Origin of the sequence: Paenibacillus sp. FSL R10-2788, from assembly GCF_038003885.1 — a bacterium.
GTDB lineage: Bacteria > Bacillota > Bacilli > Paenibacillales > Paenibacillaceae > Paenibacillus_AQ > Paenibacillus_AQ odorifer.
Genome location: NZ_JBBOQA010000001.1, coordinates 4918160 through 4939442 on the forward strand (window position 1 = coordinate 4918160; position 21283 = coordinate 4939442).

Sequence of the window (21283 nt, forward strand, 5' to 3'; positions counted from 1 at the left end):
TCCATGAAAACCGCCTATATCCTGCAGAAAAAATCAACCAGAGGTTCTGGCTGACCTTAATCCTGGTATCCCTGAATAATGATATTTATACCAGCTTTCTTCAGGTTACTGTACCACATCTCTTGTCAATACTTGATAATATGTTACAATACTTTTTATACTTAAATGTTTATTTAGTAGTCTAATTCTAATGATAAAGGTGAAATGAATGAATCCACAATCGGAATATGCAATTCTGCTATACTATAAATTTGTAAAAGTGCCGGATGCAGAACTATTCGCCCAGGAGCATTTGGCTTACTGCAAAGAGCTTGATGTAAAGGGACGAATTCTTATTTCTGATGAAGGCATTAACGGAACACTATCAGGTACGGTTGCCCAAACCGAGCAATACATGAAGGATTTGCGCGCAAACCCTCTGTTTAGCGATATCGTCTTCAAGATCGATAAGGCTGATGGTCATGCCTTCAAAAAGATCTTCGTTCGTTATAAAAAGGAACTCGTGACGTTCCGGGTCGAGGATGAACTGGACCCTAACGTGATTACCGGAGAGCATCTGGCGCCTAAAGATTTCTACGAAATGATGCAGCGCGACGATGTGGTGATTCTGGATGGTCGTACCGGCTACGAATTCGATCTTGGTCATTTCCGCGGCTCCATCCGCCCCGAAGTAGACAGCTTCAAAGAATTCCCGGACTGGATTCGCGAGAATATGAGCGACCTTAAGGATAAACCAATCCTGACCTACTGTACAGGCGGGATCCGCTGCGAGAAATTAAGCGGGTTTATGATGAAGGAAGGCTTTGAGCAGGTGTACCAGTTGGATGGCGGCATTGTGACTTATGGTAAAGACCCTGAGGTACAGGGCCAACTGTTTGATGGAAAATGTTATGTCTTCGATGAGCGGATCTCCGTACAGATTAATCATACCGACGAGGATATCGTTGTCGGACGTTGCCATCACTGCGGTCAGCCAGCTGACCAATTTATCAATTGCGCCAATGATGCTTGTCATCTTCAGCATATTTGCTGTGAGGACTGTGAAACACAGCACAGTGGTCATTGTTCGGACGAATGCGAAGCTATCACGAATACCGTGGGCTAAATAAAAGACAAGCTGGTCGCAAATGTCTCTACACGATTCAAAGACGAGCACAAGTGAGTCTTAAGTTAACTAAAAGGTGGCGTACAGAATTTTCACTGTACGCCACCTTTTGTTATGAGCGAAACATCCAAGCAACGCCCCTAAGGACTACACCCTTTAAATTACGTCATATCCAGCAAAAAAAAGTCAACCAGAAATTCTGGCTGACCTTAAATGTAGTATATCCCCGAAATAAGCTGTTTATACAGCCTTATTCACATTACCGTACCATCATGAGGTTTACGCAAAGTAGATTGAATCTTTGGCGCCTTCACTAGCTTTGGTTTGCCTAAAGAGGTTGTAAAGGTGATCACATAGCCGGCTACGACTACTGCCATCACTGTATACATCGTTTCTTTAACAGGCATATAAAAGAGTGATAGTGCCAGAACGATTACATCCATCATGATGAATACCGTACCTACTTTGATTCCCTTCCATTCACTAACCAGCAGCGACAAAATATCGTCTCCACCGCTAGCCCCGCCACTCCGCAGGATAATTCCCGCTCCTAAACCTGTCAGTACGCCGGACAAAAGAGCTGCTAATGCCAAATTGTCCTGCAAGTTGATGACCAAACCGGAATAACGTTCCATGAGACCGTAGAAGATTGTAAAAGCTCCTACAGAAACAAAAGTGTTGCACACGAACGCTTTCCCTTTGAACATCCATGCTATCAAGAGTACTGGAACGTCTAGAAGCAGAGTTGAAATCGAAGGTGAAATTCCTAATACGTATTTGCCGAGCAGCGATAATCCTACGAATCCGCCCTCTGACAAATGATTCTGAAAATTGATGTGATAATAAGTAAATGCAAGCAAAAATGTTCCAAACAAAATGACTGTCAATCGGAGCAGTACATTCACTCCGTAATTGTGGTTCCTCATACAGGTCTCCCCTTATCGTATATGGCGGCTAGACGTCCCACCAACCTCTACGACGGGTAAAACCGGAGGTATTGCTCCTTCGCATATATATACTCCTTCCCCTCGCAGAGGCGGTTCGTCAAGTAACAACGGTTTACGCACCTTCTACAGGGAAGCTAAGTATAAGACAGATCATAACGTTTCCAAATCGTCCTTTGGGGAATCGTCCTTCGGGGACACATGGTATCCTGATCCTTTCTCTAATTTGATAAGTTCTGTTTACATTATACCACGGAGCCACCCTACTCTAAACAGTTTGCCAGAAAAAAGCAGGAATCACTCTGTACTCCGCAGCAAACGGTTGATTGTTTCACGTCTTACACCGATCAATTGCCCTATTTCTTCCTGGGTCAATAACTCTGTTAGCGCTGCGCCATGAGAATAGTCATTAAACCAGCGGGTTAGCAATTCCATACGTTCTGCAGGTGTACCTACAGTAAGATGATCCAGCCGTGTTTGCATAAACCGTACCTTCTCCTGAAGCAGTCTGGCGATTTCCATCGCTTGACCAGGATCATCCCGCAGCTGTTGATACCATTCTGCTGATGGAACTGCCTCCACCTCGCTCTTCATCATCGCAACTGCCGTTCCATGCGCCTCCTTTGGCGAAATGAGTGAATGATGGGGAACCATCTCACCAGGATACAGGATGTTAAATAACACCATGTTCCCATTCTCATGAAGTCTTGTGACCTTGAACAGCCCGCTTTTTACCTTAAATAAAAAATCACAGCTGTCTCCTTGGCGGAACAAGACTTCCCCCTTATGTAATATCATCTCGCTCGCTCCTTTTCCTTCTGATTATATATATTTTCAATTATATAAAATTAAACCTCATTTATGGAGATAAATCTACCTATGGGCGAGGAAAGGGGTAGATTAAAGTCCATGCAAAAACTGCTGGACACCAGAATGAAAATTCTGGCACCCAGCAGTTCAATTTACTTATAAAGTTACTTTGCTTCAAGCGGTTTCTTCCATAATCCGAGCATCAATCCGGAGATGACCGAACCGATCAGAACAGCCAACAGGAACAACAGCGCGTGGCTTGAAAGGGCAGCTACAAAGATCCCGCCATGCGGAGCAGGCACGTTGATATTCCAAAGCTGTGTAAGACCTCCAGCAACGGCCGAACCAAGAATACAAGAGGTTAGGACACGAAGCGGATCGGCTGCGGCGAATGGAATGGCCCCTTCCGTAATGAACGACAAGCCCAGCACATAGTTCGTTAAGCCTGATTTACGTTCTTCTTCCGTGAATTTATTCTTAAAGAAAGTAGAAGCCAGTGCTATTGCAAGTGGAGGCACCATCCCCCCGGCCATTACAGCAGCCATCATGAAGCCGTTGGTATTGCCACTGGTAGTGAATACACCGATGGCAAAAGTATAAGCAGCTTTATTGAAAGGTCCACCCATATCTATGGCCATCATGCCACCGAGAACCAGGCCCAGAATAACAGCATTAACAGTTCCAAGATCATTAAGCCAATCAATCAGTCCTACATTGATCCAGCTAAAGACCGGATCGAACAGGTAATACATCAATCCACCGGTAATTAGAAGCCCGAATACCGGGTATAACAGGATCGGCTTCAGTCCGTCAAGTGTTTTAGGCAGACCTGCAAATACTTTACGTAGTCCGATAATTACATAACCCGCCAAGAAACCAGCAGCCAGCCCGCCGAGGAACCCAGCGTTGGAATTCAAGGCCATGTAGCCCCCAACCATACCTGGCATCAGAGCCGGACGATCACCAATGCTGAGCGCTATAAATCCAGCAAGGACTGGAATTAGGAAATGGAAGGCACCATCTCCGCCACCGATTGTCTGCAGTAACTGGAACAGCGGATGATCTGCTCCACCTACTTGTTCAATCAGGAAGGAGATTGCTAGCAGAATACCGCCACCGACTACAAACGGAAGCATGTGGGAGATCCCATTCATTAAGTCCTTATATATTTTACTGCCGATACTGCCAGATTTCTCTTTAGACCCTTCGTCATTGCCACCGCGACCTTCATTGTGATAGATCGGCGCTTCCCCATTCATAGCTTTACGAATAAGCTCTTCCGACTTACGGATGCCATCACTTACCGGTCTTTGCAGTACAGGTTTACCGTCAAAACGGGCCATTTCCACCTTTTTATCAGCTGCAACAATTACACCGCTTGCACGCCGAATCTCATCAGGGGTGAGTACGTTTTTGGCCCCTTCTGAACCATTCGTCTCTACACGGATATTAACTCCCATTTCTAGAGCTTTTTTCTTAAGGGCATCTTCAGCCATAAAAGTGTGCGCAATGCCTGTAGGACAAGCAGTTACAGCTACGACAAAAGCTTGGGAATCCGGGTTGCCCACGATTACACGTTCAGGCTCTGACTTTGCGGCAGTTTCAGCGGCTTCGTTCTCTTTCTCCTTAGCTTCGCCTTCCGCCTGCTTGGCATCAAACAAAGCTGATACCTCATCCGGAGTCTGAGTATTCATAAGCTGTTCAATGAACTCGCTATCGATCAGTAGTCTGGACAATGAGGCCAGTGTACGAAGATGCATATTGCCTGCTCCTTCTGGAGCGGCAATCATAAAGAAGATACGTGCTGGCTCATCATCAAGGGATTCAAACTCCACTCCCTTTGCGCTCTTAGCAAATACAACCGTCGCTTCATTTACCGCTTTAGTCTTAGCGTGCGGCATCGCGATACCGCCACCAATCCCAGTACTGGATTGCTCTTCGCGCTTCAGAATCATCTCTTTAAAAAGGATCGGATCATTAATTCGGCCACTAGCAGCAAGACTTGCAATCAATTCATCAATTGCAGCTTCCTTAGTTGTAGCTTTTAGATCCATGATCATAGTTTCTTTTATCATTAAATCCGTTATTTTCATCATGTTCAACTCCCTTAAGTACTTTGAATGCTGTCGGCTTACACTTCTGAGATTTGGATCCGCGGTCTCAGCTGTTCAATGAATTCTCTGTCCGCTAAATCATCAGAGAATGCGGTTGCACTACCCGAGGCAACGCCTGCACGGAACGCCTCCAACAAGTCTCCTGTCAAAGACAGTGTCCCTACAAAACCAGCGATCATGGAATCCCCTGCACCTACAGAATTTTTCACTTTACCTTTTGGTGCGTTGGCGTGGTATACCCCTTGCTCCGTAATGAACAAAGCCCCTTCACCCGCCATGGAAACCAGTACATGTTTCGCTCCTGCATCCAGCAGCTTGCGTCCATAAGTAATAATCTCTTCCCTCGTGTCTATTGTTACGCCGAATAGCTCTGCAAGCTCATGATGGTTCGGTTTAACCAGCAATGGCTGATACGCCAGCGCTTTTTGAAGTGCAGCACCAGTAGTGTCAATGACGAATTCCGCTCCACTCTGTTTGCACACAGATATAAGCTTGTCATAGAAATCTGCACCCAGTGATGGGGGAACGCTTCCCGACAAAATCACTACATCCTCCGCGTTCAGAGCAGCCAGCTTTTGCAATAGTGCGTCGGCTTCCGGAACAAGAATGGCGGGTCCAACACCGTTAATCTCCGTTTCTTCTCCATGCTTGAGCTTGATGTTAATCCGCGTATCATCAGAAACAAACACGAAATCGCTTGAAATTGATTCTTCGTGTAACCAATCCTCAATATATCGGCCGGTGAAGCCCCCAAGGAATCCCATAGCCTTATTCTGAACCCCAAGCTGTTTAAGCACTCGGGATACGTTAATCCCCTTCCCTCCGGGAAGCTTCAAATCACGTTTCATCCGGTTCAAGTCACCCAGTCTCAAATCTTCCACTTCCACGATATAATCAATGGAAGGATTAAGCGTTACAGTATAGATCATGATTATCCCTCAATTATGTTGGTTTTCTAAGCCATAGATTACCGATCAAAAATACGGCATCTGTAATTTCTCCAAACGATCACACGGTAATTCATAATTGCTTATCCTATATAGAATTTATACCAGCGTGAAATCCACACCCAATTGCGTGATCTCACGGATGAATTTGTCAGACGCTCCTGAATCTATAATGCAATGATCCATTTCCGTCACATCAGCAACCTTGCTAAAGGATACCTGCCCCAGCTTACTGTGATCTGCCAGTAGAATAACTTGCTTGGCGACTGCGATCATTTTGCGTTTTGTAGCTGCCTCTAACATGTTCGGGGTTGTGATGCCTTCCCGCAAATCCAGTCCATTAGTAGCAAGAAAAGTTTTATCCACTCTCACCATATCTAAGGAACGTTCTGTCATCGGTCCAACAAAAGCCATCGTATCCGGGCGAAGCATACCACCTGTAATTGAGACTTCGATATTGCGGCAATCCCGCAGCTCATTCAGCGCCATAATCGAGTTCGTAATGACTTTGATATTCGAAAAGTTCTTCAGCTCTCTGGCAATCTGCAGTGTTGTTGTTCCTGCATCAAGCAGTATAGCGTCACCCTCCTGAATCATCTCCACTGCCTTGCGGGCAATCCGTTGCTTCTCATCCAATAAATGATCTTCCTTATCAGGATAAGCCGCCTCAAAATTGACACTCTGCAAGGAAACCGCTCCGCCATGAGTACGCTTTAATAGCTTGGCTTCTTCCAGCTCCTTCAGATCACGGCGCACAGTAGACTCGGATACGCCCATTTCCTGACTTAGCTCCTGTACAGAAGCTCTTGAGTTTTTTTCCACAAAAAGCATGATTTTTTGTTTTCTCTCTTCCTCAAACATCATCGTGGCTCGCTCCTTTATGTGAGAGCGCGACCTGTGCAATTCCTTGCGCTCATCTATGAATTTTCTTGACCGTTAATTGATTATATGTGACCGTTATTGATCATTTGTGCTCGTTTATGATTTTAACAGCGTTTTCATCCTATGTAAAGTGCTAAAAAGAGACAGTGCAAAATTACATCCCAATTGCCTATCTCATATACGGCATTTATAACATATTAATAATACATACCGGGAAAAGCGGGTGATCAGAAATGGCCAATGGAAGAAACCGTGGGAGAAATAACGGTAACAGCAATGCTAATAAGAATGGGACCACCAATAACACTAATCCAGTGGAATCCGCAGAACTTAGCGCTGAGGATTATGAGATCATCGCAGCTGGACTTGTAGCATTAGGTGAGATTTTTTCCTTTTTATCTCTTGTTAAAGCAAGACAAGTTACCAAAGAAACTGGAGGCGAGGAGGTAGTTCCTGAAATCTTCACTTTATCCACTAGAAAATCTCATAAACGAAAGTCAAGATAATCCACGAAAAAAGCAGCGAAGTAGTGATATACCCTTGTTATATTGCGATCTTTTTACTTGGCGTAACCTTTGTAACTAGAACCTCTATATGGGTATGCCAAGAACTACCTATAAGGAATTACACGCTTTTGAATCAATACTTGTAAATTAGGGTTATTAAACTACATAGATATAAATTTGAATTTTGGGGGATGTTTTTATTGCCACAACAGAAGTATTTTCGGACAAGCCTTGCTATTATCGCCTTTTTACTGATTTTGTACTTAGGCTCCAAAGTAATGTTTCTCTTCGCGCCACTAGGTGCCATTTTCAAATTATTACTTGTTCCCATGATGTTATCAGGGTTTATGTACTACCTGCTGCGTCCATTAGTAAGAATCCTAGAGAAAAGAAAATTAAACCGGGCGTTCTCCATCCTGCTCATTTATTTTCTGATTGCGGGCTTGTTCGTTCTCTTCTGGATTCTAGTCTGGCCGACACTGCAAGAACAAATTCAGAACTTTATTGATAACACTCCCTACCTCGTGCAAGGTTTGCAGGATCAGTTCAATGCATTGAGGGAGAATCCGACACTGTCACGTTTTTTCAAAGGGGATTCTGACGTCGCGGCCCGTTTATCAGAATTTCTTAGCGATACTATTACCTGGGTTACCAATTCCATGTCCAATTTGATTGGCGTTGTTTCCAGCATTGTAGTGTTAATCGCCACTTTGCCCATCATTCTGTACTACATGCTAAAAGATGACTATAAGCTATCGCCTAAACTTCAAGGCTTAATTCCGAGAAAATATCGGAAGGAAGGCCAAGAGATGCTTGGAGATATCGACAGCGCCTTAAGCAGCTTCATCGTCACACGTGTGGTGCTAAATGTCGTACTCGGTATTATGTTATATATAGGATTCCTTATCATCGGACTGCCTTACTCCCTGTTACTCGCCGTAATTTCAGTGCCTCTTAACTTCATTCCATATGTGGGTTCATTCTTAGCAGCGATTCCGGTAATAATAGTAGGTTTCATTGAATCACCGACGATGGCCATATGGTCTCTAGTCATAATTTTCATTGCCCAGCAGATCCAGGATAATGTACTCTCACCGATTATTTACGGAAAATCATTGGATGTTCATCCACTGACTACGGTCATCCTTGTCCTTATAGGTGGAGACTTCTACGGTATTATCGGAGTTCTTATTGCGCTCCCTGTTTATATGATTATAAAAATTGTTTTCCTGCGCGTGTATGAGATTATTATTGCAGACCGTAAAGATGAAGCTGAGCCTATCAAAAAAGAGGAGCTATAACGGTTGTAATCTACTTCGTGAACGGGCGGAGCTTAACTATAAAATAAAAAAGGGTACGTCTCCAATCACTCGGAGTCGTACCCTTTTTTATTCTTTACAGGTTCCTGAAATCACCCTCGTAAAGAACGAACTACAAAGATGTGATTGCCCTTCATCAGGTTTTGGCCGTTCTGAAGTGTAACTGAACCTTTCGTATGTGAGGTAATAATCGTATTAAAGGCAATAAGCTGATCCTCTTTCCAGACGCTGACCGCCGATTTAAAATACACTGCATTGTCAAATTGCTGCCGATCCCTCATCACATAACCCACGGAATGGAGAACTGGAGGCAGCGCTCTTTCTTTTGGAGCCAGAGCCTTAATAACAACAATATCCCGAAACGGCACAGCAATTTCCTGATGGCCAATGACCGCCACCGATGCGGAAAGGTCCCATTTGCGCAGGATTCCCTTCATAATGGTATAAGGTTTCTCTCCGCAGTACATTATAACGGGTTTACCTACCCAATGCTTCATAGCTACCTCCCCTTCGCATCACTCCATAAATTATAAGTCCGGAATGAACCAATCTATTCCTTCCATACCCTGCGACTCTAGAAATTGATTGGCCTTCGAAAACGGACGACTGCCAAAGAATCCACGATGCGACGAGAGAGGGCTTGGATGAGGTGATTGCAGCACCTTATGCCGGCTTTGGTCGATGAAAGCACCTTTTTTCTGCGCATGACTCCCCCATAATATAAATACCATGGGCGTAGTTCTTTCATTCAGCTTTTGCATTATGGTGTCTGTGAATGTCTCCCAGCCCAGACCTTTATGTGAACCCGCCTCACCCTCACGTACCGTCAGTACGGTGTTCAGCAACAACACTCCCTGCTCTGCTAAGTGCAATAAAGAGCCGTGGTTTGGAACAGGCACACCGACGTCCTCCTTCAGCTCTGCATAAATATTGCGCAGTGACGGAGGGATACGTACCCCCGGATTGACAGAGAAGCTTAGTCCGTGAGCTTGTCCGGGACCATGATAAGGATCTTGACCTAAAATAACTACACGAGTCTCCTTATAAGGCGTTAGTTTTAATGCTGTGAACAATAATTCTTTTGGCGGATAAACGGTATGTTCCTTATATTCTTCTGTTAGTACATCCATTAATTTTAAAAAATAAGGCTTTTGCATTTCATCCTGCAATACCTCATCCCAATCGTTGCCAAACATCCCCAAACTCCTCCTTTAACCGAAACCATAGCGATATAGTTTTTTATTTCCGACCATAATCCGCTTTGATCTCGCCCCACTCTTTTGTGTGCCACTTGAGCACCTTATTGTCATATGTATTGGTTTGCAACCAACGCTCTGCCCGATCAATAAGCACCCAAATTTCCTCTGTTGAAGAATCGCGCGGCAAGGTTGTTGCCACCTTCTTCTGCTTCACCCACTTCATTGCATTTACAGAATCACTGTAAACCGTTTTATCGCTTCCCTCTTTCTTCAACAACGCCAAGGCATGGACAATCGCTAAAAATTCACCTAAATTATTAGTGCCCTTTTTGATCGGACCACAGGAGAAAATGATATCTCCCGTTTGTGTATCTACACCCTTATATTCAACAGGCCCCGGATTACCACGAGTCCCCACATCTACTGAAATACTGTTGTAATCAATCTCCTCAGAGTTCTCTACTGTAGCACTGCGTTTAAAAGAACTTGTCCCCTTAGACTTTGCTGCACCAGCTGCCCCTGTTCCCCAATTCCCCTTCCAGCCCGCTTTATATGCCGCATCAGCTGCTGCTTTGGATTCATAGGATTTATATTTTGCACCGGTATAATGATCTGTCTGTGCCTGGCATTCTGCCCAAGTGCTATAGACTCCCGGTTGTTTACCTTCCCAGACTACATAATATTTCTGCTTGGCCATGGATAATGCTCCTTTTCTACTGCCTGTACTTATTGTAATCCATATTGCTCGTGAATTCATCGGATAAATCACATTTTTCAGGTCATACTATACGCCAGAGATGTCCAGGCCTATATTACCATTTGTAGATTGATTGGTAAATTACTAACTAATCACTCTATAGTAAGCTCGAAGGATATCAGTACAATTACTTAGGGAGGTTATACAGATGAGAAAGATAGCAAGTGTTGCTGCGGTATTTGCTTTTGTGTTAATGGTCGGATGTGGAAATGCAACAGATAATGCTAATAATGCTACTGCAACAAGCACTCCTGAGAACACAAATAACGCGGGTACCACTAATAATGCAGGCACCGCTAATAATCAAAATAACACCACAGATGCTGTAACCTCAGCTTCCGTAGTAGATAATGAAGAAGCCTTCAAACGCGCCATCAGTCCAGAGGGAACCTGGATTGCTGCCACACTTAAAGACTTAACCTTCACCGAAGATCTCGTCGTGGATGGAGAATTCATGAATAAAGAGGAACCCGCCAGAAAAATTGCTCTATACACACAAGATGCGGATCACAACATCACCAACTCCTTCAAACTGACTGCTCCAAAATTGACCATCAAGAGTAAAAACGCCCGTATTCAAGGCGGCACTTTTATTGGAGATGTATACGTAGAAGCGGATGGTTTTACCCTGGTGAACGCAACCGTTGAAGGCAATGTCTACTTCGCAAACGATCAATATAAATCCACCTTTAATTCATCCGATCAAGGAAAAGTAACTGGTGTTACAGAAGTGAAAAAATAAGCTTCAACCCCAAAAAGGTGATCTGAAGTCGTTAAGACTTGAGACCACCTTTTTTATATACATTTTTATTCTTGATAAAAACCATCTTTGAAAAAATTGTACCATCCCTCGACGGTTTCGATTGGGAAACCCTCTAACTTCTTCATAACTTCCCTTGCAAATTCTAAAGCAGCCGTACCATTAGCAGTAATGATATGTTCACTCGAAACTGCCTGTTTTTCTATATAATTTGCATCTCCTTTATAATTAGGAGCGTTTTGTTTTAAATAATCCAATGAATTTCCGGTATGCGGTATGTTGTCTAAATAGCCATTTTCAGCCAAAAAAGTTGTAGCGTCACATATAGCGGCAATAGGTACACTCTCCTGCAAACATTTTTCAATCACTGGAGTAATAGCTGAATTATCTTTCCAGCCTGTGCCCCCGATTAAAATTAACATTTCATACTGAACAGGTAAACTGTCTAAAGTATAGTCAGGTACAACAGTAAATCCACCCATAGATTTGACATTGTCGCTAGTTAAAGCAACTGTGCTTACTTTAAATTCACTCTCCGGCTTATTTAGTTCGGCACTAATATATCCGCTTTCCCAATCAGCGTAGCCATTGGATAGAAACATCAAAACTTCTTTTTTCATATATTAGCACTCCCTTTAAGTTCTAACGCCACTTCCGCCACTTCTCGCCCATTTACCAGCAGCACAATCCGGTGCTCTCCTGGATAATGACGCCGAGTTGTTAAATCAGCCCAACGATGTGTCCGTTTACCTGACAGAATTGTACCTCCAGGTACGGTCTTATCCGATAACAAAAAAGATTTACGAGAGGTTCGACCTGCCGCTTTCACGAAATAGATTCCGTATTCAATCCGAATCCGTGCCGGAGCTCCCTCACGAACTTGAAGCTTATACTGTAATTCAGAGCTTTCGCCAATGGTCAGGATAGAAGGTTCCAATAGAATTGAAGCACTCGTTATAAGTGGAGTAGCTTCGTCTGTCTGCTCTGCGTATCCGAATAAAGCCATAATCTCTGGCTCAGCTTTACGAATCAAAGAACGGCAGCCGTGCCGCACAATCCAGTCTGTATCGGGATGTGTTCCCTTCCAGCGCCGAGCGGTATCGAGCACCACTTCCGGATGATCCTTCGCAATATCATTCAAATTATTAGCGACACTTTTACGCACATACAGGGATGTATCCGCCTTAAGCTGCTCAAGTACAGGTAATACCGGAGCTGGGTCAAGCTTGAACATGGGGAGCGCCTGTCCCCAAGGCAGACGAGGCCGACAGCCTTCACTAGCCAGCCTACGTACATGCTCATCAGGGTGCTTCGCCCATACCAGCATTTGAGCCATCATCCGTTCTGGTTCCCGTAAGAGAAACGGCCTAACTGCAAATTCAGCCGATGATTTCGCTGTGAATCTTTCCAGCGCCTGCATAGACAACGCCCAATGTTCGTCTCCTTGGCCATATACCTCAACGAAATCCGGAAAAATTAAATACGGAAATCCTACACATTCCTCAGCAATGGCGAATAGGATAGCCAGCGCTTCCTCATAAGGAAGCTGTAAGTGGCTGCCCAACGTCTCGGTGATCCGCCGCATTCTTGCCTTCAGCTCAAGCGTTTCCCACGGTTCAGTCATGGCTGAGCTTACAAATGCCTCTGTCTCGAAGACATTATGTACGCCACGAATCTTTTCGCCGAACTCACGCAGAAATTGTTCATTGTACATTGCTTTTAAAGGTTCAGCCATTCGATAATCCCTCATTTTCTTCTTTAGATCAGCAAACTTGATTCTGTCAGGAAATCGTAGCACATCCAATTTGACAACAGTATGTCAACTTTGGCAACTAAGAATTAATTAGTACCTTTACCTCTTCAATCCCTTGTTGGGCTCGACTGTTTAACGCACGTTTATCTTTAAGGTTATGTTCTTTAAGTTCGTGTCCAGGATCAATGACCAGCGGCTGTGAGATTACATCCTCGAGGATTTGAACAGCAACCTTACATCCTTGAAATAACAGTTCTTTTGTGATCACTTGATTATGAGAACGAATGATTTCAAGCATTTTTTCCGCATAAATCAGTCTAACCAAACTATCGGCGCTCATTATATTCCGCGAAGCAAAAGAAGCCACTTTTTCCACAATCCAGCTATCCTGATAATTCCGCGAGATGGATTCTAGTATCGTAATCGCATCCCAGTCCCGTATCGACAACTGCTTGACGTGCTCCGTAGCCCATTCCTGCAGCCATTCCAGCTCCACTTCTCTTGGAATTTCAAAACTCTTGTACTCCTTAAGCACTCCTGCTTTATGCATATTTAAAAAATGACCCAAAAACTGAATGTACAGCTCCTTGGCTCTTTGTGTCTGTTCCGTCATCTGGCAATCATCCTTTCATTATCCAAATCATATCCATTCCCCGGTTTCTTTTCAAATTAAAAAGATAAAAAAGGACAGGTAGCGAAATCATCGCAATACCTGCCCTTTAATAACTTCGGGTTATGGTAAATAGTTTGCTTCAACCGGAGGGTTTTTCTCCACTATTTTCAATTCTAGACCTCCGAATCTCTTCGCCAGCTTGTTATATACCAGCGCTACCAGCATACCCACCAATCCATAAATGAGTATCAAAATAACCGGCATAATCAAATAAGGGATACCCATAACAACCATAAACGTCTCATTAATGATAAGCCCGATCACCACCATCCCTAAACCTACTATAAACAATAGCAGTGTAGGAATGATCATAAAATAGATAGTCGTTTTAAAAAAACTCTTTTTGTTAATTTCCAGCACTTCATAGTCTTTCATTATGTAATCCCCTTAATTTATTTAGAGTGGTAAAATTCCCCTCTTTGTTTCATTAAAGATGATCTTAAATACAATTTCAACCAAATTTCTCATATTTTCGACTTTTACCAAAGAATTCTTCCTAAAACTCAACGATAAATCATGGTAAAATAACTCCTATGGTTTAATATATCATCATGTACAAGATGTCACCGGAGGGAATAACATGCCACAAACACTAGTGAAAAACATTGATTTTTTTATAGCTGCCTTATCCCAAACCTATATTTCTGCGCTACAGCTTGATCCTGATGGAATGTATTCAGAGGTTGCTTCAGGAATTGTTGAACTGTTCTCTGATGAACAAGTACGGCTGAGAAGATATGACGGATCAGTATCCCATTATGCAAGAGACAATACCAAATTTCAGCGATGACAAAAGGACGTGAACTGGAAAAAGGTCATTGTGAATGATCCTCTTCCAGCTCACGTCCTTACTCACTCTGCACACAACTAATCTAGCACGATCCATTCGCCTTCAGCATCCGCTGACTTCATTTCTGCTTCCACGATTCTTAGAGACTCCGCTGTACTCTCTGGCGTACAAATAATGATAGGCTTATCCTGGATAATGACATTCAGAAAATATACAAGCTCTCTATAGTAGCCAACATCCGGCGAAAGTTCCGCTATATAGCCTGCCCTGTCATTCGGATTGACCTTGACCTCGCTGCCGTCAAACACTATATTTCCTCGTTCAAAATTAACCCGATACCCCATGTAAAACCCAAAATCACCTTCCAGCGTCCAATCCACCTGAGCATTAATTACTTTTGCATCCTTATAAAAATAGTGAGTCGATGCGATATCATATCCGCTTCCCGGAAGGACATTACGTCCTAAGGATGATACTTTATCCGGTCTGCCGAACAGATAGTTAATCATATCCGTATCGTGAATATGCATATCCATAATGCCTCCACCGCTTAGTGTCTCATCAAGAAACCAATCCTTAGGAGCACCAGATCCCCTGTAAAAATACCCTTCCGTGACCTGACCGAACTGCCCGCTCTCTATCACTTCTTTTAAATATTCATACCCCGGCCAAAAACGGAGACAATGTCCGATCATCAGTTTTTTCCCACAGCGGACTGCCGTCTCCACCATTTTCAGCGCTTGTGCGGAAGTTCTGGCCATCGGTTTCTCACAAAATACATGATATCCACGTTCCAGCAGCGAACAAGTCATTTCCGCATGCAGATAAGTAGGAACCGCAATGTCGATCATATCCAGTTCCTCACTGGCTATCATTTTCTCCAGATCATCGTATAGATTGTAAGCTGACAAATCATAGACTTCCTGGGCAGTGCTCATATTCCCGGCTGCTTTTCCATCCTTTAATTCCTCAATTCGCAAATCACAGATGGCTTTAAGGGCAATGGGCTGCCCCTCTTCCGTTAAGCGCACATAATTATCAAAATGCATCCGGCCCATAAATCCAAAACCGATCAAACCTATTTTCAACATCGTGAAGTCTCCTTTACTAAAAATATGGCACTTAACGTATCCGTATCCAGGTACCTTCCTGATCAGCCGATTGGATTTCAGCCTCAATGATTTCTATGGACTGAGCCGCACTTTCAGGCATACATAGGGTCACTGGCTCATCGTTCTGAATGACTTTTAAGAAATATACCAACTCTCTGTAATATCCGGTATGCGAAGAAAGCTTCGCAATGAACCCCGGTTGACAATTAGGATTCACCTTAACTTCCGCGCCATCGAAGACTACATTCCCCCGTTCAAAATTAATCCGATAGCCCATGTAAAAACCAAAGTCGTCTTCCAGTGTCCAGTCCGCTTGGGCATTGACCACTTTTCCATCCTGATAAAAATAATGAGTGGAGACGATATCATAGCCACTTCCCGGTAAAACCTTCCGCCCAAGCGTTGATACTTTATCCGGTTTTCCGAATAAGTGATGGATGATGTCCGTATCGTGTACATGCATATCCAGCATACAGCCACCACTTAGCTCATCATTGACCAGCCACCCTTTAGGAGCACCGGAACCCCGGTAAAAATAAGCCTCTGTCACTTCACCGAACTCACCGCTAGCTATGATCCCCTTCAAATATTCATATCCCGGCCAGAAGCGAAGACAATGGCCAATCAGCAATTTTTTTCCGCTGCTTTGCGCCGCCGCTACCATCTTCCAAGCTTCTGCGGAATGTCTCGCCATCGGCTTTTCACAGAACACATGATACCCTCGTTCCAGCAGCGAACAAGCCATTTCAGCATGCAAGTACGTAGGTACCGCAAGGCTAATAGCATCTAGTTCTTCTTTTTCGAGCATATGCTCCAAATTCTCATAAAGATTGTAAGGGGATAAATCATATACCTCGTGGGCCGTGTTCATATTCCCCGCGGATTTAGTATGTTTAAGGACTTCAATCTGCGGGTCACAAATGGCAACCAGAGAAATCGGATGGCCGTCTTCCTGCAATTGAACATACTGATCAAAGTTCATTCGGCCCATAAATCCAAAGCCCACCAGCCCCACTCTGAGCACAGCCTTCACCTCTCTTAAACTTAGTAACTAGTGCGTCCTAAAATAGCATCCATCGCTGCAGAAGTATTAAAAATGATTTGCTCCGAATAATGCGTATATGGCGGTATCATTTCACCAGTAACATAATTGCTGTAGCCGATCTCTTGCAGTGCTTCCATAACAGCAGGATAATCCACATCCCCAGCAAGTAGATCAACAAATCCATGAAGTCCTCCGGCTGCCCGGCGGTAATCTTTGAAATGCACCTTCTTGATTCTATGGCCTAGAATCCGTATCCACTGCTCTGGATAACCAGAATGAACGATATTCCCTACATCCAGATAGGAACCTACATAATTGGAGCCTACAGCATCTATAAAAGAACGTAATTCAAGCGGAGACAGCAGGAATTTATTCCACACATTTTCAATCCCAATAGAAACACCCGCCATTTTAGCATCCTGAGCTAGATCACTGATCGCCTTCAAGGCTCGATCATAAGCTTTTTCATAATCGATTACTTCACAGCCCTCAATAAAATCGACACCAACCGCACCAGGAATGACAAGAATCGTATCTACGCCAAGTGTTGCTGCCAGCTCCAATTGTTTTTTACATACATCGATAGCCTTCGTCCGGTTCGCCGCGGATTCACTTGTCATGGCATATGACCAATATAGTCCTGTCGCCAGTCCTGCAATTTCTAACCCCATCTCCTGAATGGAATTTCTGATCTTAATAGCTTCTTTCTCAGTGGTTTGCAGGCCAAGTTCACCCGATTCATTCAAAGACAATTCAATTCCATCGAACCCCGCCGCTTTAGCCAGACGTGCACATTCTTCGATCTCAGTACCTTCACGAAACGACCAAATGTTTATTCCCTTTTTCATCTGAATCCTCCTCAAATTTGTTATTTTCCGTCTTTTAAGATCCTGCCCTAAATACCCTTATATCCTTGATTTATTTATATTATAATAGATTGTAAGTTAGATTTATTTAGGTGAACAAGAGATTTTTTGCACGATTCCGGTCTATTTAGTAAATCATTTTATACTGTATGGGAGGTTTATTCGTGGCTGAAAAAGAACCCCGTTATCCCCTGAGAAAACAGGTCCCTTCCCGGGAGTGGTCACCTGGCATTCACTACGCACAATTCCAAACCCTCTCACCTTGCCTCTTTCCAAGAAGAAGATTGTATGATTTCGAGCTGCTATATGTTCGCCAGGGGAAATTATCAACAAAAATGGATACGGAGGAATATATCCTGAATTCAGGACAACTGATATTCCTTTCTTCCGGGGTATATCATCAGAATGCGATTGTGTCAGATTCGGAAACCAAACTCATTGGGATCCATTTTGATTTTTTTGGGGAATCGATTATTACAAGCGATGAAGACATGCTGGTCAATGAGGAGGAGGTTATGGCCGAGAAGTTTGCCTTGGAAGCTGTGACCGCTCCTTTTATGCCATTGTCACAGGAGCCCATTTATACCCCGCCACCCGAATGTATTCATGCGATGGAACAGCTCGTGCATGAATTTACGATGCGGCCTGCCGGTTATGAATGGGTCTGTCGGGGGTTACTGCTCGGCGTTCTAACCTCGCTGCTCCGAACACAAAGCTCCCGGAATGCTGCCAAATCTTCCGTCCATACCGGGCGGATCAGAGCTTTAATCGATGAGATGGATTCAAAGCTAGCAGACCGCTGGAGCAATAAATCCATGGCTGGTGCCATGAATATGCATGAAGACCATTTCTCCAAGCTATTTCGTGAGGTGGCTGGCATGCCTCCTGGTGAATATCTCCGTTCCATCCGGCATCGGGAAGCACGCAAGCTGCTGCGCGAAACGGATTGGCCGATTGAACAGGTCGGTGATAACGTTGGTTATCCTGATATCCATTATTTCAGCAGGGTATTTACCGCGAATGAGGGGATTTCTCCGCGGGCTTATCGCAAGTTGTCCCGGATACTCTAGATACGGAAACCCCAGAATATCTCAATCCAAGTGAGAAAAACCTGCCAAAAACATTGAGGGGGATGGATCATCTGCTTTGTATGATACCTGTGGGGGCCGATAAACAATATACATTGTACGGTGAGATGTGCAATATGCGGGGCGGCGAACGTTCGTGTTTTCTGCGTTAATGCAGTATGCGGGGACGGCTCTAAAACTAATTAGGGAAAAACTCCCTGAAAATAATCAATATTCGCTCTAAATGAACGAAATCAGGGAATTCCTCCCTAATAATAAGAGGAATTTCTATAATTGCTATCAAATCAGCTAAACTTTAGGGAGATTTTCCCTGATTATTAGTCTGATGACCAAAAATCCCGGAATTTCAGGGAGAAATTCCCCAATCACTCCATCGAAGCGGTACAATTCAGGAAAGTTGGAGATAACAGCGGCCGGAAGTCTAATTATTCGCCGTAGTTACGGCTGACTCCTAATGTGTGATCTCAAATTGAAACCACACACTTTCCATCCCACCCAACTCTATTTCTTGGATCACGGCATTGTCCATCAGGATCGTCGTCTTTTGGATCTCGGAAGTGTTATTTACGGCACAATATCGACCCGTCTCAGGATACGCATGACATTCAACATTCGGATTCACTGAGAACCATGAATACAACTGCTCCTCTTGATGTGCAGCCCAAAAGATCGCTCGGCTGAGTAGTCTGGTATTCTGAATACTGTACGGAAGTCCAGCGATATAAACGCCCCGACCCTGACCAAATGAATTCACGGCAAGATTGCAGCTGCCTTGGTGCACATCCAATATTTCTGCTCCGGCCTCCGCTTGATAAACCATGGTCATCCCTTCACCATAATCGATCTCACCTTCCAGATCTTCCGTTATGAAATGATCCTGCACAGGCGTTACCTTGGGCTTATTGATGCTTGCTGTAAATCCAATCTCCTTCTGAACACCTAGAATATCCGCTAGTTGAAAAAGAACCCCTTGATGTTCATAAGCTGATGGATCACCAATCCCAATAAAACCGCCCCCTTGATCCACCCACTCACGAAGTGTTGCCACAACTTGCGGATCGCTCCATTGATCTCCACCGCTCCAAGAGGTATGGACATCACCCGCGTTAATAATCACACCGATACTAGGATCAATCCCACTTAACCTGATGTCATCAAAGCTTATAAACTCAATGTCGAACGGCAAGCCTGCCAGTGACTCTAATGCCCCTATGTAGGAGTAACATCTTTGATTCCATAATGAATGAGCCACTTGATGTGTCTGCCAGCTTCGAAGGGAGCCCCAAGTATTCAGAACCGCCACTTTAAAAGGAGCTTTAAAAGGCTGTGTCCCTTCTGCATTGGCATGAATCCCTTTGAACTGCGTTGCAATCTCTGTCACATGATCTATAAAATCCGGGAATTGATGCGCTAGACTTAAATATCCGCCATACCCCATCCTGCCAACTGGTTTGCGCATGAGCGCACGCCGGCATTTGATCCAGATCGGCATGGACTCTCCGACAGGGTCTCCCCCTTCAAAAAAGACATCTGGAAAGAAATAAGGATAGAAACGTGCCTCGGTATCCTTAATAGGTATATCCGCAATCATACGGGTTGTAACGCCATCTCCTACTGCCCCAACCACTGCGTCGAGCCCGATCTCCGGAAAATATTTGCCATAAGGCTCTGTGCCCGCCCAGTGATCCCCAAAAAACATAATCGCTTTCTTCCCGAAATCATGCACCATATCTACACATTGTTTGGCATAACCTGCGATGAATTTCTGATTGAAGTCCATCCAGTCCAGATATCTTTGGGTCGGGTTCTTAAATGGTGTGTTATATCGCCCCTGATCCACAAAATCTTCTGCAGTCAATCGGTACCCATAAGCTTGTTCGAATTGCTCTAACGCAAGTGGACTTACACAACTGAGATAGCCAAACCAATTCACTTGTTTCTCCTTACCTTCCTTGTTAAAAATCAAATCAAAATTATAAAAGAAGGTAGTAAAACGTACGATATCTGTCTTGGGATGTTTCTTCAGCCAATCTTCCAGCACCCTCAATACATGTTTTTGAGCCTCGGGATAACGAATATCCAACGGTAAACGATGCTCCTCATCCCAATCATTCGTGATGTGGTTGTACATGGAGACCGGCTCCCATTTCTGGTAGGCCAAGAAACTGACCGTATATTTGTGAAATTGTACCGCCTGCTCAAATGTGACAATCCCCTCTGCATAACTCCAACATTCAGAAGGTAATACTTCTCCTGTAGTCCGGTTTACAACCTGCCAATATTTTTTTATATCCACATCTGTGTTAGGAATAAATTGATCGGCAAAAAAATCAGCCATAATATCGATAGTCTTCACCTTTGAAGTTACTATTACTGGAGCAGTCATCAGATAGATCTGCTGTCTATATTGCGGATGCTGCTTCGCCCACTCGTTGTCCTCACGGACGAGACAAAGCGTTGAATAAATTTGCAGACCCATGTCGAGAATGTCCTGTGATAGATTCGTGCCATCACTGTCACGTACGGCATCTACACCCCATCTTTCGACGAGATCACCTATGACCTCTTCCATCCCTGTTTCACCAGGCAGTGTAAATCTTCCTTTGTCCACGT

22 protein-coding genes are annotated in these 21283 nt (G+C 44.0%); 6 read left to right on the forward strand and 16 right to left on the reverse strand.

All coding sequences use genetic code 11. The features are described from left to right. The first annotated feature begins 208 nt into the window (after positions 1-208). Positions 209-1105 carry an oxygen-dependent tRNA uridine(34) hydroxylase TrhO gene (trhO, locus tag NSQ50_RS21950; protein WP_076223570.1) on the forward strand — a complete coding sequence of 299 codons (897 nt, stop codon included), beginning with the start codon at positions 209-211 and terminating at the stop codon, positions 1103-1105. Between the two features lie 254 nt (positions 1106-1359). On the opposite strand, the gene NSQ50_RS21955 is transcribed toward trhO, so the two are convergent. From NSQ50_RS21955 to NSQ50_RS21975, 5 genes are all read right to left on the reverse strand, one after another. Next, on the reverse strand, positions 1360-2031 hold the full coding sequence (locus NSQ50_RS21955) for a YitT family protein (RefSeq protein ID WP_076130250.1): 672 nt from the start codon (positions 2029-2031) through the stop codon (positions 1360-1362). Positions 2032-2346: 315 nt separating this feature from the next. Further along, entirely contained in the window at positions 2347-2847 is a 501-nt protein-coding gene (locus NSQ50_RS21960) for a Crp/Fnr family transcriptional regulator (protein WP_036682996.1), read from the reverse strand. A gap of 176 nt (positions 2848-3023) precedes the next feature. Then, positions 3024-4952, reverse strand: a complete 1929-nt coding sequence (locus NSQ50_RS21965) for a PTS fructose transporter subunit IIABC (protein ID WP_038572586.1) — start codon at positions 4950-4952, stop codon at positions 3024-3026. A gap of 38 nt (positions 4953-4990) precedes the next feature. Further along, complete coding sequence (pfkB, locus tag NSQ50_RS21970; protein WP_076223573.1) at positions 4991-5902, reverse strand: 1-phosphofructokinase; 912 nt, start codon at positions 5900-5902, stop codon at positions 4991-4993. 117 nt (positions 5903-6019) lie between these two features. Further along, a complete protein-coding gene (locus NSQ50_RS21975; RefSeq protein WP_326046995.1) occupies positions 6020-6784 on the reverse strand; it encodes a DeoR/GlpR family DNA-binding transcription regulator in 765 nt (254 codons plus the stop codon). A 251-nt stretch (positions 6785-7035) separates the two neighbouring features. On the opposite strand from NSQ50_RS21975, the gene NSQ50_RS21980 reads away from it, so the two are divergent. Both NSQ50_RS21980 and NSQ50_RS21985 read left to right on the forward strand, forming a co-directional pair. Next, positions 7036-7308, forward strand: coding sequence for a hypothetical protein (locus NSQ50_RS21980; RefSeq protein WP_036683002.1), 273 nt, complete (start codon positions 7036-7038; stop codon positions 7306-7308). Positions 7309-7499: 191 nt separating this feature from the next. Next, positions 7500-8609 (forward strand): AI-2E family transporter, encoded by a 1110-nt coding sequence (locus NSQ50_RS21985; RefSeq protein ID WP_036683003.1) that lies wholly within the window; start codon positions 7500-7502, stop codon positions 8607-8609. Between the two features lie 110 nt (positions 8610-8719). Here the strand turns inward: NSQ50_RS21985 and NSQ50_RS21990 are convergent, their stop codons facing one another. Genes NSQ50_RS21990 through rnhA form a run of 3 tightly spaced genes read right to left on the reverse strand, consistent with a single transcriptional unit; the run spans position 8720 to position 10523 of the window. Beyond that, on the reverse strand, positions 8720-9124 hold the full coding sequence (locus tag NSQ50_RS21990; protein WP_036683006.1) for a hypothetical protein: 405 nt from the start codon (positions 9122-9124) through the stop codon (positions 8720-8722). A gap of 30 nt (positions 9125-9154) precedes the next feature. After that, positions 9155-9823 carry a uracil-DNA glycosylase gene (gene ung / locus NSQ50_RS21995; protein ID WP_036683009.1) on the reverse strand — a complete coding sequence of 223 codons (669 nt, stop codon included), beginning with the start codon at positions 9821-9823 and terminating at the stop codon, positions 9155-9157. Positions 9824-9866: 43 nt separating this feature from the next. Continuing rightward, positions 9867-10523 carry a ribonuclease H gene (gene rnhA, locus NSQ50_RS22000; RefSeq protein ID WP_076215337.1) on the reverse strand — a complete coding sequence of 219 codons (657 nt, stop codon included), beginning with the start codon at positions 10521-10523 and terminating at the stop codon, positions 9867-9869. Between the two features lie 208 nt (positions 10524-10731). Between rnhA and NSQ50_RS22005 the strand changes: the two genes are divergently transcribed. After that, positions 10732-11325, forward strand: coding sequence for a hypothetical protein (locus NSQ50_RS22005; protein WP_036683014.1), 594 nt, complete (start codon positions 10732-10734; stop codon positions 11323-11325). A gap of 65 nt (positions 11326-11390) precedes the next feature. Here the strand turns inward: NSQ50_RS22005 and NSQ50_RS22010 are convergent, their stop codons facing one another. The 4 genes from NSQ50_RS22010 to NSQ50_RS22025 form a co-directional block, all read right to left on the reverse strand. Further along, positions 11391-11963 (reverse strand): type 1 glutamine amidotransferase family protein, encoded by a 573-nt coding sequence (locus tag NSQ50_RS22010; RefSeq protein ID WP_076223574.1) that lies wholly within the window; start codon positions 11961-11963, stop codon positions 11391-11393. Then, on the reverse strand, positions 11960-13078 hold the full coding sequence (locus NSQ50_RS22015) for a DNA alkylation repair protein (protein WP_038572593.1): 1119 nt from the start codon (positions 13076-13078) through the stop codon (positions 11960-11962). The genes NSQ50_RS22010 and NSQ50_RS22015 overlap by 4 nt, the downstream gene beginning before the upstream one ends. 97 nt (positions 13079-13175) lie before the next feature. Beyond that, positions 13176-13709, reverse strand: coding sequence for a hypothetical protein (locus tag NSQ50_RS22020; RefSeq protein WP_036683019.1), 534 nt, complete (start codon positions 13707-13709; stop codon positions 13176-13178). A gap of 120 nt (positions 13710-13829) precedes the next feature. Next, a complete protein-coding gene (locus NSQ50_RS22025; protein WP_076223575.1) occupies positions 13830-14144 on the reverse strand; it encodes a hypothetical protein in 315 nt (104 codons plus the stop codon). A gap of 205 nt (positions 14145-14349) precedes the next feature. Between NSQ50_RS22025 and NSQ50_RS22030 the strand changes: the two genes are divergently transcribed. Then, positions 14350-14559, forward strand: coding sequence for a hypothetical protein (locus NSQ50_RS22030; RefSeq protein WP_036683023.1), 210 nt, complete (start codon positions 14350-14352; stop codon positions 14557-14559). Positions 14560-14636: 77 nt separating this feature from the next. Here NSQ50_RS22030 and NSQ50_RS22035 read toward each other — a convergent pair whose 3' ends face one another. The 3 genes from NSQ50_RS22035 to NSQ50_RS22045 are packed head-to-tail and all read right to left on the reverse strand — an operon-like array spanning position 14637 to position 17564. Then, positions 14637-15650: a Gfo/Idh/MocA family protein gene (locus NSQ50_RS22035; protein WP_076223577.1), complete on the reverse strand. Its 1014-nt coding sequence runs from the start codon at positions 15648-15650 to the stop codon at positions 14637-14639. Positions 15651-15681: 31 nt separating this feature from the next. Further along, the gene (locus tag NSQ50_RS22040) at positions 15682-16695 is read right to left on the reverse strand and encodes a Gfo/Idh/MocA family protein (protein ID WP_076223579.1); all 1014 of its coding nucleotides are present in this window, start codon (positions 16693-16695) and stop codon (positions 15682-15684) included. 20 nt (positions 16696-16715) lie between these two features. After that, positions 16716-17564 carry a sugar phosphate isomerase/epimerase family protein gene (locus NSQ50_RS22045; protein WP_036683033.1) on the reverse strand — a complete coding sequence of 283 codons (849 nt, stop codon included), beginning with the start codon at positions 17562-17564 and terminating at the stop codon, positions 16716-16718. A 182-nt stretch (positions 17565-17746) separates the two neighbouring features. Here NSQ50_RS22045 and NSQ50_RS22050 point away from each other — a divergent pair, with 182 nt between their 5' ends. Then, positions 17747-18652: an AraC family transcriptional regulator gene (locus tag NSQ50_RS22050; protein ID WP_076223582.1), complete on the forward strand. Its 906-nt coding sequence runs from the start codon at positions 17747-17749 to the stop codon at positions 18650-18652. A gap of 469 nt (positions 18653-19121) precedes the next feature. On the opposite strand, the gene gnpA is transcribed toward NSQ50_RS22050, so the two are convergent. Further along, on the reverse strand, positions 19122-21281 hold the full coding sequence (gnpA, locus tag NSQ50_RS22055) for a 1,3-beta-galactosyl-N-acetylhexosamine phosphorylase (protein ID WP_218641099.1): 2160 nt from the start codon (positions 21279-21281) through the stop codon (positions 19122-19124). Positions 21282-21283 lie beyond the last annotated feature (2 nt).